Raw genomic sequence first — 13,742 nt, 5'->3', positions numbered from 1 at the left:
TCATCCGGAAAGCGGTGGAAGAGTATGGATACAGTCAGAGGGAGGTTGCAGATTATTTGGAGATGCATTACTCTTCCGTTAGCCGGATTGTCAATGGGAATAAGATGGAAAATTCAATAATAAAGACCTGACCCTCTACCCCATGCGAAAAATAATCAAGGAGAAAAAATGAAAAGATCGTTCTGTCTGGTTGTTGTTTTAATACTGGGAATATTGCTATTGGGATCGAGCTGGGCTCTTTCCGTGGATTTAGGAAAAGATGGAGGAGAAATTACGCTGGAGAAGGCGGCAGCGGTGGGGGACGAAAAACGTGTCATAGAGCTATTAAACAAAGGGGCGGACGTTAATGCCGGGGATCAGGAAGGGAATACTCCGCTCCACCGGGCGGCCGGGGCCGGTCATCCCAGGATTGTAAAAATTCTTTTGGCCCATCATGCGGAGGTGAATGTCAGAGATAACGAGGAAGATACGCCGCTTCACTGGGCCGCCGGAGGAGGGCACCAGGAAGTTGTAGAACTTTTGTTAACGCATCGGGCAGAAGTCAACGCCCGGGATAAAAATCGGACGACTCCGCTTCATCGGGCGGCGGGATGGGCTCAAAAAGGGGTGGTTGAACTCCTTTTGAAACATCATGCAGAAGTAGATGCCCGGGATAAAGACGGAACCACTCCATTGCACTGGGCCGCCGGAGGAGGGCACCAGGAAGTCGTTGCGCTATTATTAGCCCATGGTGCGGATGTCAACACCAGAGATAAAGATGGCGGAACAGCGCTTCATCGGGCGGCAGGGTGGAACGTGAAGGAGGTTGCAGAGCTCCTTTTAAGTCACAAGGCGGATATTAACGCCAGAGATCATGATGGAACCACTCCCCTGCATTGGGCGGCTGCAGGAGGACATGAAAGGATGGTAAGTCTCCTTTTGGCTCGCAAGGCGGATGTCAATGCCAGAGATAATGATGGAGATACCCCTCTTCATAAGGCCGCGGGGTGGACCGACAAGAAAATCATCCAGCTTTTATTATCCTTTAAGGCAGATATCAATGCGAGGAATAATAACGGGGAGACCCCTATGGATGAGGCTGTCACAGGCGGAAATCCGGAAGTGTTTGATCTCCTTAAGCAACATGGCGGAATTGAATAGAATGAACAATGGTCAATATCACACAGGCTCAGAAAAAGGAGAATTTTCCTACCTGTCTTGAGGCTCTTGATGGAATTTGAGTTTTTAAGTTCGCTGGTCATTATTTTTGGTGTTTCCGCTTCACCATTGGTATTGAGTTTTCAGTCGCAAACCTTTCCAAAATGAAGAAGGCGGTGATTGTCGGAGGCGGCGCTCAGGTCTTTCTGACCATTACCTTATCTGCGGCCATTGCTTATTGGGCGACCGGCAACATTTATCAATCTATTTTTCTCGGTTTTATCATCGCCTTAAGCAGTACCGCGATCGTTCTGAAGATGCTTTCTGAAAAGGGAGCGATGGATTCTCCCCATGGCCGTATCATGACCGGGATATTGATATTTCAAGATCTCTGTGTGGTGCCTCTCATGCTCCTTACGCCGGTTCTCTCAGGAGAGGAAGTCAATTATACCAACCTGTTATTGAAATTGGGAAAGGCGATGATGATCATCGGGATCATCCTTTTTTCAGCCAAATGGGTTGTTCCAAAGTTGCTCCATCACGTTGTCTCTTCCGGAAGCCGGGAACTCTTCATGACGATGATTATCCTGCTCTGTCTCGGTATTCCTCTTTTGACTTCAAGTTTTGGACTTTCGCTTTCGCTTGGAGCGTTTCTGGCCGGGCTTGCCATTTCAGAGTCAGAATACGCCCATCAGGCTACGGCAGATATCCTTCCGTTTAAAAACAGCTTTATCGGTTTATTTTTTGTATCGGTCGGAATGTTAATGGATTTCGGCTACATGACCCACAATCTTTCGCAAATTATTATTACGGTTATTTCGATTTTTCTGCTTAAGTTCGTAACCGGTACCGCCTCTGCGTTAATGATTGGAACCCCTTTGAGGACTTCGATGCACTCTGCCCTCGGCATTTTCCAAATTGGAGAATTTTCATTTGTTCTTGCCATAGCCGGAAAGGAATTAGGCATCATCTCAGAGGAGTTTTACCAGTTATTTCTCTCCTCTTCGGTGGTAACTATGATCGCAACCCCCTTTATCATGACCGTGGCACCTTCCGTCTCCGGTTGGATCGCGTCACGGCCTGTTTTGAGGGGTCTTACCCGGCTGAAGAAAATTCCTAAAGATGACCGTTTTCCGCGAAAAAAAGAGGGCCATGTCATTATTATCGGATTCGGGCTTAATGGAAGGAACCTTGCCCGGGTTTTGAAAGAGTCTGAGATTCCTTATGTGATCCTTGAAATGAACAGCGATACTGTGAGAGAAAAGAAACACAAGGGAGAGCCGATCTATTATGGCGATGGGACGAGTCAAGAGATTCTCCATAAGCTGGGGATCGAGAAAGCCAGGCTTCTTGTCGTGGCCATATCAGATCCTGCTTCTACACGGCGGATTGTTTCAACCGCGAGGCTTGAGAACCGGGAGATTTATATTATCGTCAGGACAAAATATGTTGCCGAGGTTGATGACCTGAAGGTGCTGGGCGCCGACGAAGTTATTCCGGAGGAGTTCGAAACCTCGATTGAAATTTTTTCGCGGGTTTTAAAAAAGTATCATTTTGGGGACAAAGTTATTCAGGATATGATCGATAAAATTCGGCAAGACAGTTATACCGCATTGCGGAAAGGGGAGCTTCCGAAATGAGCGTTTCATAGAAGAGCCCATCTAAAGCAACCTGTGAGTTCGAATGAAGTATTCTTGTTCCCTCTTGATCATCCTGATCTTTTTTTTAAGTGTTTCTAAAACGGCGTTTCCCGAAGGCGCCGATTCCTCCCTGACTCTTTCGAAGGCGGTGAGTCGGGCGTTAGAAGAATATCCCGCTATCCGGGCGTCGAGAGCCAGCCATCAAGAAGCAGAAGCAACGCTGGGGATAAACTCGGCAACGTATCTGCCTCTGGTCAAGTTAAACGCTTCAGCCACGCAGTTTGAAAAGCCGATGATCGTGACCCCTCTGCACAGTTTTGGCCTTTCCCAGGTTCCGCAGTTTGATCAAACGCTGTATCAGGGAGGTTTAATGGTTAACTATTTGCTCTTTGATGGCGGGGTACGCAATGCAAGGGTTCAACAGGCCCGCGCCCAGTTGGATTCTGCCGATACCGATCTTAGCGTCGTAATCCAGGACGTCATCGCGCGGGTGGTTTCAACCTACCTGGCCATCCTGACCAATCAGAAAATTCTTGAAGGCCACAACCAACGGATAAACGCACTTAAAGCGGAACTTTCCCGGGTTCAGCAGTTTTACAAAGCTGGCCGTTCGCCCCGGGTGGATATCCTTAAAGTTCAGGCCTCCATAGCAAATGCTCAGGCCGATCAGGTTAAAAACATAGAGAAATTAAATCTATCTAATAAGGAGTTAAGCCATCTTCTTAATGTTTCACTTGAAGAAATAAAATATTCAAAATTGGTTCCGGTCGGGCTTTCAAACCCGTTTCTTGATCCTCAAGAAAATTTAAAAAAAGAGGGGGGACAGTCGAGTCTGTCGGTAAAGCAGAGGCATAAAATAGAAATTGCTGACGCTGGTTTGGGAGCGGCGAGGGGAGGGCGTTGGCCGGACCTTAATCTCGTCGGCAACTATTTATATTTTGGGAGCAGTCAAAGCGAAAAAGCGGTGGAATGGCAGGCAGGAGCGCAATTGTCTTATGTTCTCTTTAACGGTGGAGCCATCCGGCTGGAAATGGCCAGGGCCGAAGCGGTGAAACAAAATGCCTTAGAGCGGCTCAGGCTGGCAGAAATTCAGACCCAACAGGAGATCGACCGGGCCGTTTCTGCCATCGAAGAAGCCCATGCCCGGGTGGAAAGCCTGGAGACTTCGGTAGAGCGATTGGAAGAGGTGGCTCGAATTGAAAAATTGCAGTTGGAAACGGGTTCTGTGACAGAAACAGATTACCTCAACGCAGAGACTGATCTTCTGGTCGCGCGTAATAATCTGATCGAAACACGTTATAGTGAAATTTCAGCCTATGTGGAATTGAGACATGTGACAGGACATCTTAATCTTCGCTGGTTGACTGAAACCGTAAAGGACTTGCCATGAACAAAAAAAAGAGAATGATCCTCCTGGTGCCGGGTGTTCTTCTTATCGGGCTGGCGGTTGGATATTTTATTAAGCGGCAAGGCCTGGGACCCAATGAACTGGTGGTATCAGGGGTTGTGGAAGCGACTGACGCAAAGCTCGGGTTTCAGGTGCCGGGCCGGATTGAAACCCTTACTGTCAAAGAGGGGGAAACGGTAAAAAAAGGGATGGAGCTGGGGTATCTCGACCGGACCGAGGCCGAAGCCCGCCGCCAACAGGCCGTTGCCCAGGTTGCCGGCGCCCGCGCAATGCTTCGGGAGCTTGAAAGGGGTTTTCGACGGGAAGAAGTTTCCCAGGGAAGGTCGGGATTTTCAGCCTCTTTGGATAAAGTCAAAGATGCTCAAAGAGATTTTGACCGGGCCAAACAGCTTTTCGACGGGGGAGCAATTAGCCAGGAGGCTTTCGATAAGGCAAAATTTGCGCTCGATTTGGCGAAGAGCCAGAATGCGCAGGCTGGGGAACAGCTGAAAATGTTGGAATCGGGTCCTCGAAAGGAAAAAATTGAAGCTCAAAAGGCGCAGTTAAAACAGGCTGAAGCGGCGGTAAGCCTGGCTGAGGCGGTGTTGGCCAATATGGTGATTGTTGCCCCCTTTGACGGGTTGGTGACCGTTCGCCACCATGAATCGGGTGAAATCGTTCCGGCTGGATCGCCCATTATCACTTTAATGAATCCCGACGACCGTTGGGCGAAAATTTATATTCCTGAATATCGGATGGGAATCGTTAAAATCGGTCAGCCGGTTACCCTCTCCGCAGACACCTTCCCGAAGAAAAGGTATCAGGGAGAGGTGACTTATATTTCCTCGGAAGCTGAGTTTACCCCCAAGACGGTTCAAACCGTTGAAGAGCGGGTCAAATTGGTTTACGCCGTAAAGGTACGCATTAAAAATGATCCTGCCTTTGAACTGAAACCGGGCTTGCCTGTTGATGTTCACCTGAATGGGCATGATGCAGGATAAACCCTTCGTCCAAATCGATCAGCTTTCGCGCAACTTCGAAAGCAATGTCGCGGTGGATCATCTGACCTTTAACGTCAATCAGGGAGAGCTATTCGGCCTTGTTGGACCGGATGGAGCGGGAAAGACAACCACTTTGAGGATGCTGGCGGGAGTTTTAAGACCCACCTCGGGGGATGCCATGATCGGTGGTTTTAGCGTCGTCCATGACTCCGAAAGGGTCAAACACGAGATTGCCTACATGTCTCAACGGTTTGGTCTTTATCACGATCTGACCGTTTTGGAAAACCTGATCTTTTATGCTGACCTCTATCAGGTTTCCAGGGCCGAGCGCGGCGCGCGGATGGAGAGGCTCTTTTCTTTTTCAAATCTGAAACCGTTTAAAGACCGTCTTGCGGGACAACTTTCTGGCGGAATGAAACAAAAGCTGGGGCTCTCGTGCGCGCTGATTCACCAGCCGAAACTCCTTTTGCTGGACGAGCCGACCTTTGGCGTAGACCCGATTTCGAGAAGAGATCTCTGGCTGTTCGTTCATGACATGGTTGCCGGGGGGGTAACAGCCATTATCAGCACCGCCTATATGGATGAAGCGGAACGTTTCGACCGGGTTGTCCTTTTACAGGAGGGGCGGATACTGACGATGGATTCGCCCGAGGCGATGCAGAAAGGTTTGGAAGGGGAAGTGATTAAGTTGAAAGTGGAAAATGTGCGGGAGGCCCGGACTATTATCGAAAAACTCCCGCAGGCGAGGCGTGTGGCTATTTTTGGGGAACGGCTCCATATCACAGTCAAATCTTTTGAGGAAAGCGGCCCGGAAATAGAAGCCGTCCTCCGCCAGGCGGGCATTCCAATTCTGGATCAACGGGTTTCGGTTCCGACCATGGAGGATGTTTTTATCGATCATGTTGAAAAAATGAAGAAGAAAAATGCCTGAGTTAGAAAATAAATCTGTGTCGGTTGAAGGATTAACGAAACTCTTTGGAAGTTTCACGGCTGTCGACAACGTGACCTTTCACGTTCGAACCGGGGAGATTTTCGGTTTCCTGGGTCCCAATGGCGCCGGGAAGACCACGATCATAAAGATGCTGACAGGTCTTCTGCATCCCACCCGTGGAACCGGCAGCGTTTCTGGATTTACCCTGGGTAAAGAAACGGAAGCCATTAAACGGAGCATCGGCTATATGTCCCAGCTTTTTTCGTTGTATGGCGACCTCACGGTAGAAGAAAATATCGCGTTTTTCTCAGGATTAAACGGAGTGGCCAGAGAAAACCGATCGGCAAGACGCGATTGGGTGCTGGAAATGGCCGGTCTGACCGAACATCGGAATCGGATGACCCGGGACCTTCCCCTCGGCTGGAAACAACGTTTGGCTCTCGGTTGCGCCGTCTTACACGAACCGAAAATCCTTTTTCTTGACGAGCCAACCTCCGGCGTAGACCCCGTTTCGCGACGACGGTTCTGGGACCTGATTGATCTCCTCGCCGGGGAGGGAACCACGACCCTGGTCAGCACCCATTACCTGGAAGAGGCTGAATATTGCCACCGGCTTGCCCTGATGAACCGGGGAAAACTGATTGCCTTGGGATCGCCCGATCAACTTCGGGCCGGTATGAGCGGACAGATTTTCGAATTACGAACGGGCGATGACCTGGGGGCTGTAAAACTCCTCCAGGGGTCCCCCGGGATTAAGGAGGCGGCTCTTTTTGGACGAGCTCTTCATGTGACGGTTGAAGACCCCTCCCGGGTGATCGATTCAATCCCCCTTCAGCTTTCTGCCCATGGGATCACGGTGAATCAAATGGAGAAAATAACCCCCTCTTTGGAAGATGTTTTTGTCTGTCTCGTTCAAAAAGAAGGGGGCGCCCGTCTGGGTTGATGGAGCTTTGAAATGTTGAATATGACCCGTTTGTTGGCCATTACGCGTAAAGAGATCCTCCAGCTTCGCAGAGACAAAAGGAGCCTGATTCTTGCCTTTCTTCTACCGGTATTTCTTTTAATTTTATTTGGATATGCGATTAGCTGGGATATTAAAGACGTTCGGACGGCGGTCCTGGATCAAGACCATTCTGCGCTCAGCCGGGAGCTTTTGGATTCTTTTCAATCCTCCGGGTATTTTTCAATTGTCAGGACTCTCAGCCGGGAATCTGAAGTCTCCTCTTTATTAGACCGCGGCCAGGTTGCGATCGTCCTTATTATTCCTCCTGATTTTGAGGAAAAATTCGGGACGGGAGAGGGCGCTAAACTTCAGGCCCTGGTCGACGGAAGCGATGCCAATACGGCGACGGTTGTTCTCGCTTATACCCAGGCGATTGTAAGGGCCTTTTCTCCAAATTTCGAAGCGCAAGGAACGACCTTTCAACCCCTCATCATAACGGAAAGCCGGATCTGGTACAACGAAGAGCTCCTTAGCAGGAACATGATTGTGCCCGGACTGGTTGCTGTGATTATGATGATTATCGCGGCGATGTTGACCTCGCTCACCATTGCCCGGGAATGGGAAAGGGGAACCATGGAACAGCTGGCCGCTACCCCTGTCTCGCGGGCAGAGGTCGTGCTGGGAAAACTTCTTCCGTATCTATTAATCGGTTTGGTCGATGTCCTTCTCTGTACGGTTTTGGGTGTCTTTCTCTTTGAGGTCCCGTTTCGTGGAAATTCTCTTTTATTCATGGTTTTAACCCTTTGTTTTTTGACAGGGGCTCTGGGTTTGGGAATGTTTATTTCCGCCGTGGCACGGTCCCAACTGCTGGCGACGCAATTAGCCATGGTGCTCACGTTTCTCCCGGCTTTTCTTCTTTCCGGATTCATGTATGCCATTAATGTAATGCCGAAGGCGCTTCAGATGATTACCTACTTCATTCCAGCCCGTTATTTTTTGGTGGTCACCCGGGGAATTTTCCTCAAGGGGGTTGGCCTGGAGGTGCTCCGGCTCCAGGGATTTCTCATGGTCGTTTTTGCTTTATTGGGGATTCTCCTGGCCATCCGATTTTTTAAGAAGGAACTTTAATGGGCATTTCAAATAAGTTTGATCGGGTATGGCAATTGGTCTGGAAGGAGTTCCGGCAGATTTTCAGGGATCCCCGTTTAGCCCGGCTGATTTTCGTAGCGCCGATCATTCAACTGGTTATTTTCGGTTATGCGGTTTCGACCGATATTCGAAATACGCCGGTTTTTGTTGTGGATCACGACCCGAGCCGGTTTTCAAGAGAGGTCGTTGAGGCCTTGACCGTTTCAGGCTTTTTCAAGGTGGTTGGGCGATCCGACAAACCTTCTGATATCGTTAAGGCGCTGGACTACGGAGACGCGATGATGGGCGTAGAAATCCCCGTTGATTTTACAAAGCGGCTGGAGGAGAGAAGTGGAGCGGAGATCCAGCTTTTATTTGATGGAACCAACTCCAACACAGCGATGGTTGCCCGTTCGTATGCCGAGCGGATTGTGCAGAACTATGGAAACCGGTTTGGGGTCGTAGAGAGGCCGTTGACGATCGATTTGCGGGAGCGGGCGTGGTATAATCCTTCTCTCGTCAGCCGGAATTATTATGTGCCGGCGGTTGTGGGGATTATCATCCTGCTGGTCTGCCTTCTCTTGACTTCGCTCGCCATTGTGCGCGAGCGGGAAATCGGAACCCTGGAACAGATTCTTGTTAGCCCCTTGACGGCGGGTGAACTGATCACAGGCAAAACCATTCCCTTCGCCATAATCAGCCTGGCCGATATGACCCTTGTGACCGCAGTCGCACTCCTCTGGTTCAGGATTCCGTTTGAAGGAAATTTTTTTAACCTGTTTTTCGCGAGCATTCTTTATATTCTTCCAGCCCTGGGAATTGGATTGTTTATCTCTACCATTTCGAATACCCAGCAAGAAGCTTTTATGACGAGTTTTCTCTTTTTTCAACCAGCCGTTCTTCTTTCCGGGTTTATGTTCCCTGTTTCCAGCATGCCCGATTTTTTCCGCTGGCTGACTCTTTTGAATCCGGTGCGCCATTACCTGGAAATCGTTCGGGGAATTTTTCTGAAAGGGACGGGTCTGCTGGAGCTATGGCCGCAGTATACGATTCTTTTAATCATGGGGGTCGCGACCCTCTGGTTTTCGGCCCTGAGGTTTAAAAAAAAGGCTGTGTAAAAGGCGGCAAAAAGGAAAAACAGCCGTCTATTGGATTAGACAGGTAAAAATCTCTTTTAAAATCAAAGGCAATCCCCTATTCTTCTTTTCCCTGTCTAATTTTTTAGACATGTTTGGTTTTTAGATCGACAGTGGAAGCGTTTACATAGGGTATAGAGGGACGATAAAAGTCTCATAACTCATGATTATTTAATAATATTTTTTAAATTATTTGAAGTCTTTGATTCCTCCCGTTGTATGGCATGGTGGTTGCAGTTTTTTAGAGTATGATCATCTTTTCACTTAATTTCAATTTGCCATGGGAGTTAAGAAACGGACTTTCTCCTGAAGGCAAACTTATTCCGTGACAAAGGAGAAATTCATATGAATCTCGTGCGATGGGATCCATTTAAGGAAATTGCCGAGGTCTCCGATCGGCTAAAAAATATTTTTAGCGGAACGTTGCCCCGGCGCGTAGGGGACAAAGAAGCTCTCACACTGGTGGATTGGGTGCCAGTGGTCGATATTAGTGAAACAGAGAAGGAGTATTTGATTCAGGCCGAGTTGCCTGAGCTGAAGAAAGAGGAGGTTAAGGTTTCAGTCCAGGATGGTGTGCTGACCCTTCAGGGAGAGCGCCATCAGGAGAAAGAAGAAAAAGGGAAAAAGGTTCATCGGATTGAACGTTCGTATGGATGTTTCGAACGGAGTTTTACGATTCCCGGTGATGCGGACGAGAATCAGGTTTCAGCCGAATTTAAAGAAGGCGTATTGAATATTCACCTCCCCAAATCGGAAAAATTGAAACCAAAAACGGTGGAGGTGAAGGTAACCTGATCGACCCTTTAGGGAGGAGGTTATTAATGAAAATACCATTACAGATCACTGTCCACAATCTCTCGCTTTCCGAGGCGGCTGAGATAGATATTCGGGAAAAGGCGGCGAATCTTGATTCTCTTTATCCTAACATTACCGGTTGCCGGGTGGTGGTAGATGCTCCTCACCGACACCAGCAGAAGGGGGTGTTATACAACGTCCGGATTGATTTGACCGTTCCAGGCAAGGAGTTCATTATCAGGCGGGAAGCGCATGAGGATGTCTATGTTTCCATTCGGGACGCCTTTGACGCCGCGCGGCGTCAACTGGAAGAATTTGACCGGCGTCAGCGGGGCGTTGTGAAGACCCACGGAGAGGTGTTGCCGGTCGCCCAGGTTATTCGCCTCTTTCCAGAAAAAGGATATGGGTTTATTGAAACCCATGACGGACGCGAAGTTTATTTCCATCGTAACAGCGTTTCAAATGGAAATTTTGAGCATTTGAAAGTTGGATCTGATGTCCGTTTCGTGGAAGAACTGGGAGAAAAGGGGCCTCAGGCAAGCACCGTCCAGGTTCTGGGAAGGCTCCACTGACCGTCAAATGTGTCATTTCAAGTAAAAATGTCATCACTAAAACCCGTTCATTTCAGGGGATTCGTCTCCTGGAATGAACGTTTTTCCAACCCACCGAAGTTTACCGTAACGTCTTTATTAAATTTTTATTTTCTTGAGATCAACCTTACCCACCCCCAGTTTTTTAAAATAGCCGTCTTTTCAGGCCAGAGGAGGGAGTTTCCGTCACGGGTCAAAACGTCTCCCGTTATTTCTCCTCTGTCGTGATTGCAATGGCCTGAAGCGCTCATGAAACGCGTTTCAGGCAGGTGGTTTGTCTAGTAAAGGGTTGTTGGCGTACGCCCCATTCCTCCAACCCCCTCCCCTGGCCTTGGTCCCGGTTTTATGGACGAAAGTTAAGTTAGGAATTGAACTGAACCGACCGTTTAAAGTATAATAACCAAGATAACAGCATCTTTCTGGAATCCTTTAAATAACGAGTATCAAACATGATTAGTCAAGAGACATTAACCTCTTTTATCCGCAAAATAATGCCTGATGCGGTTGTCGAGGTCGTGGATCGAACAGGAACCATGGATCATTTTAAAGTGTCCATTATTTCTAATGGTTTTAAAGGAAAAAATCTGTTAGACCGGCAGCGGTTTGTGTATCAAGCTTTAGATGAGCCAATGAAAGATGGCAGAATTCATGCACTTGAAATTAAATCTTATACGCCTGAGGAGCGTCCGAGCTAGCTCTGGGAGCGTTTTTACAGCGGACATAAGCTTTTAAAACATAGCTTTGCTGCAGAACTGCTCGCGAGCAAGCTATGTGGGATGGGATGCACTGCCGCAGGTAGGCGTGAGTCTCAATAAAAAAAACAAAGGAGCAAAATTAAAAATGGAAAATTCAATCGAACAGGAAATTAAAAAAGAAATTGCTGAAAATAAAATTTTAATTTATGGAAAAGGAACCAAGGGGATGCCCCAGTGTGGTTTTACCATGGAAACGATTAAATTTTTCAGCAAATATGGTTATCCTTTTGAAGTGGTTGATGTTTTAAGAAGTCCGGAAAAGAGGACCTTGCTTTCACAAATGACCAATTGGCCCACCCTTCCCAAGGTTTTTATTAATGGGGAGTTTTATGGTGATACAGATATATTGGATGAAATGGAAAAAAAGGGGGAGGTTAAACCTCTTTTAGATAAGTCATTTGGTAAAATAACTTAAACGGTCACATTTAAAGTGTTACTTAAAGTAAAGGTTTAACAATGTCAAAAGAAAATAAAAACAGCCGGGTGATTTTAGAAGGCACGGACAGAGCTCCTTCTCGGGCGATGTTAAAGTCCGTTGGTTTTACCGATAAGGACCTGGATCGTCCGATTATTGGAATTGCCAATACCTGGACAGAAGTCGGACCTTGTAACTACCACCTGAGACGTCTTGCAGAGAAAGTAAAGGAAGGTGTCCGGGCCGCCGGGGGAACCCCGATGGAATTTAACACCATTACCATTTCCGACGGAATTACCATGGGAACAGAAGGGATGAAAACGTCTCTTATCAGCCGGGAGGTTATTGCCGATTCCATTGAATTGGTAGGCCGGGGGAATATGTTTGACGGCGTCGTTGCCCTTTCCGGCTGTGATAAAACCATTCCCGGAACCGTGATGGCTTTGATTCGGCTGAATGTGCCCTCGCTCATGCTTTATGGCGGGTCGATTATGCCCGGTCATTATCACGATAAGGATATTACCATTCAAGATGTCTTTGAGGCAGTAGGGGCGCATGGAAAAGGGAAAATAAGCGATCAGGAATTAAAAGAAATTGAAGAAACCGCCTGTCCTGGTGCAGGCGCCTGCGGGGGCCAGTTTACGGCCAATACGATGGCTACCGCGATGGAAATTATGGGAATCTCGCCGGCCGGAAGTGGAAGCGTTCCCGCGATGGATCCTAAAAAAGATGAAGTGGCTTTTAAGGCCGGGATCACCGTTATGGAAATGGTTAAGAATAATATTCGGCCGAGCCAGATTATTAAACGCCATTCGATTGAAAATGCGATCTCTTCTATCGCGACAACCGGAGGTTCGACCAACGGCGTTCTTCACCTTCTTGCGATTGCCAAAGAGGCCGGAATTCCCTTAAAAATTGAAGACTTTGAGGATATTAGTTCAAGAACTCCTTTACTTGTTGATTTGAAGCCGGGAGGACGGTTTGTCGCAAACGATCTTTACCAGGCCGGTGGAATAACCCTGGTCGGCAAGAGGTTATTGGATGGAGGAATTCTTCATCCTGATGAAATGACGGTTACCGGTCGAACCATTGGGGATGAAGTTCGTCAGGCTAAAGAGACGCCCGGACAAAAGGTGGTTCATCCGCTTTCAGACCCGATTAAAAAAACCGGAGGACTGGTGATTTTAAAAGGAAATCTTTCCCCGGAAGGTTCTGTGGTGAAACTGGTGGGCTACGAAAGACTTTTTCACGAAGGACCCGTTCGTGTGTTTGATCGCGAAGAAGACGCGTTTAAGGCGGTTCAAAAAGGGGAGATCAAGGCTGGCGACGTGGTAGCGATTCGATACGAAGGTCCGGTCGGAGGACCCGGAATGCGCGAAATGTTAGGCGTGACCAGCGCTCTTATGGGAGCAGGCCTGGGAGATTCCGTAGCTTTATTGACCGACGGGAGATTTTCCGGGGCCACCCGCGGCCTTATGGTCGGGCATGTCGCTCCTGAGGCCGCTTGCGGCGGGCCGATTGCCGCCCTGCGGGATGGCGATATCGTTACGTTTGACATCGCAAAAAGAGAACTGCGTGTAAACTTGACCGGAGAAGAGATCAAAAACCGGTTGAAATCCTGGAGTCCTCCGCCGCCCCGCTATAAAAGCGGTGTGATGGCGAAATATGCCAGGCTGGTTTCATCTGCGGCAACAGGCGCCACCACAGGGTAATTGTTTTGTTTAAACCGGCTGACGGATTTTGTATTTTTTTGTTACAAATTGAGAAACAAAAATTTAACCTTCCATCTAAAATTTTCTAATTTTTTAAAATTTTAAAAGTAAAATGCCTTGATTTTGTTTGACAAATCAAAGGTTTTTGATATTCTTTAAGGAGTTTATTTAA

14 protein-coding genes are annotated in these 13,742 nt (G+C 48.1%); all 14 read left to right on the top strand.

The annotated features are described in order from the left end of the window. Positions 1-131, top strand: a 131-nt coding sequence (locus HYR79_02380; protein MBI1820534.1) for a helix-turn-helix transcriptional regulator, incomplete at its 5' end; no start/stop codon positions are given. A 37-nt stretch (positions 132-168) separates the two neighbouring features. After that, a complete protein-coding gene (locus HYR79_02375; GenBank protein MBI1820533.1) occupies positions 169-1,140 on the top strand; it encodes an ankyrin repeat domain-containing protein in 972 nt (323 codons plus the stop codon). Positions 1,141-1,301: 161 nt separating this feature from the next. Continuing rightward, positions 1,302-2,777 carry a cation:proton antiporter gene (locus HYR79_02370; protein MBI1820532.1) on the top strand — a complete coding sequence of 492 codons (1,476 nt, stop codon included), beginning with the start codon at positions 1,302-1,304 and terminating at the stop codon, positions 2,775-2,777. A gap of 43 nt (positions 2,778-2,820) precedes the next feature. Continuing rightward, the gene (locus HYR79_02365) at positions 2,821-4,167 is read left to right on the top strand and encodes a TolC family protein (protein ID MBI1820531.1); all 1,347 of its coding nucleotides are present in this window, start codon (positions 2,821-2,823) and stop codon (positions 4,165-4,167) included. Continuing rightward, positions 4,164-5,165 carry an efflux RND transporter periplasmic adaptor subunit gene (locus tag HYR79_02360; protein ID MBI1820530.1) on the top strand — a complete coding sequence of 334 codons (1,002 nt, stop codon included), beginning with the start codon at positions 4,164-4,166 and terminating at the stop codon, positions 5,163-5,165. Before HYR79_02365 ends, HYR79_02360 begins: the two co-directional genes overlap by 4 nt. Continuing rightward, complete coding sequence (locus tag HYR79_02355; GenBank protein ID MBI1820529.1) at positions 5,152-6,096, top strand: ABC transporter ATP-binding protein; 945 nt, start codon at positions 5,152-5,154, stop codon at positions 6,094-6,096. Before HYR79_02360 ends, HYR79_02355 begins: the two co-directional genes overlap by 14 nt. Further along, positions 6,089-7,039 (top strand): ABC transporter ATP-binding protein, encoded by a 951-nt coding sequence (locus HYR79_02350; protein ID MBI1820528.1) that lies wholly within the window; start codon positions 6,089-6,091, stop codon positions 7,037-7,039. Before HYR79_02355 ends, HYR79_02350 begins: the two co-directional genes overlap by 8 nt. Before the next feature lie 15 nt (positions 7,040-7,054). Beyond that, a complete protein-coding gene (locus HYR79_02345; protein ID MBI1820527.1) occupies positions 7,055-8,167 on the top strand; it encodes an ABC transporter permease in 1,113 nt (370 codons plus the stop codon). Further along, the gene (locus HYR79_02340) at positions 8,167-9,285 is read left to right on the top strand and encodes an ABC transporter permease (protein ID MBI1820526.1); all 1,119 of its coding nucleotides are present in this window, start codon (positions 8,167-8,169) and stop codon (positions 9,283-9,285) included. Before HYR79_02345 ends, HYR79_02340 begins: the two co-directional genes overlap by 1 nt. Before the next feature lie 363 nt (positions 9,286-9,648). After that, on the top strand, positions 9,649-10,098 hold the full coding sequence (locus tag HYR79_02335) for an Hsp20/alpha crystallin family protein (protein ID MBI1820525.1): 450 nt from the start codon (positions 9,649-9,651) through the stop codon (positions 10,096-10,098). A 26-nt stretch (positions 10,099-10,124) separates the two neighbouring features. Then, on the top strand, positions 10,125-10,670 hold the full coding sequence (locus tag HYR79_02330) for an HPF/RaiA family ribosome-associated protein (protein ID MBI1820524.1): 546 nt from the start codon (positions 10,125-10,127) through the stop codon (positions 10,668-10,670). A 467-nt stretch (positions 10,671-11,137) separates the two neighbouring features. Beyond that, positions 11,138-11,383: a BolA family transcriptional regulator gene (locus HYR79_02325; GenBank protein MBI1820523.1), complete on the top strand. Its 246-nt coding sequence runs from the start codon at positions 11,138-11,140 to the stop codon at positions 11,381-11,383. 145 nt (positions 11,384-11,528) lie between these two features. After that, positions 11,529-11,858, top strand: a complete 330-nt coding sequence (locus HYR79_02320; protein ID MBI1820522.1) for a glutaredoxin — start codon at positions 11,529-11,531, stop codon at positions 11,856-11,858. 41 nt (positions 11,859-11,899) lie between these two features. Continuing rightward, positions 11,900-13,570: a dihydroxy-acid dehydratase gene (gene ilvD / locus HYR79_02315; GenBank protein ID MBI1820521.1), complete on the top strand. Its 1,671-nt coding sequence runs from the start codon at positions 11,900-11,902 to the stop codon at positions 13,568-13,570. Positions 13,571-13,742 lie beyond the last annotated feature (172 nt).

This window comes from Nitrospirota bacterium (genome assembly GCA_016178585.1).
Taxonomy (GTDB): Bacteria; Nitrospirota; Nitrospiria; order JACQBW01; family JACQBW01; genus JACOTA01.
Note: the sequence above shows the minus strand (reverse complement) of the source record. Positions and strands in the feature narration are given on the sequence as shown.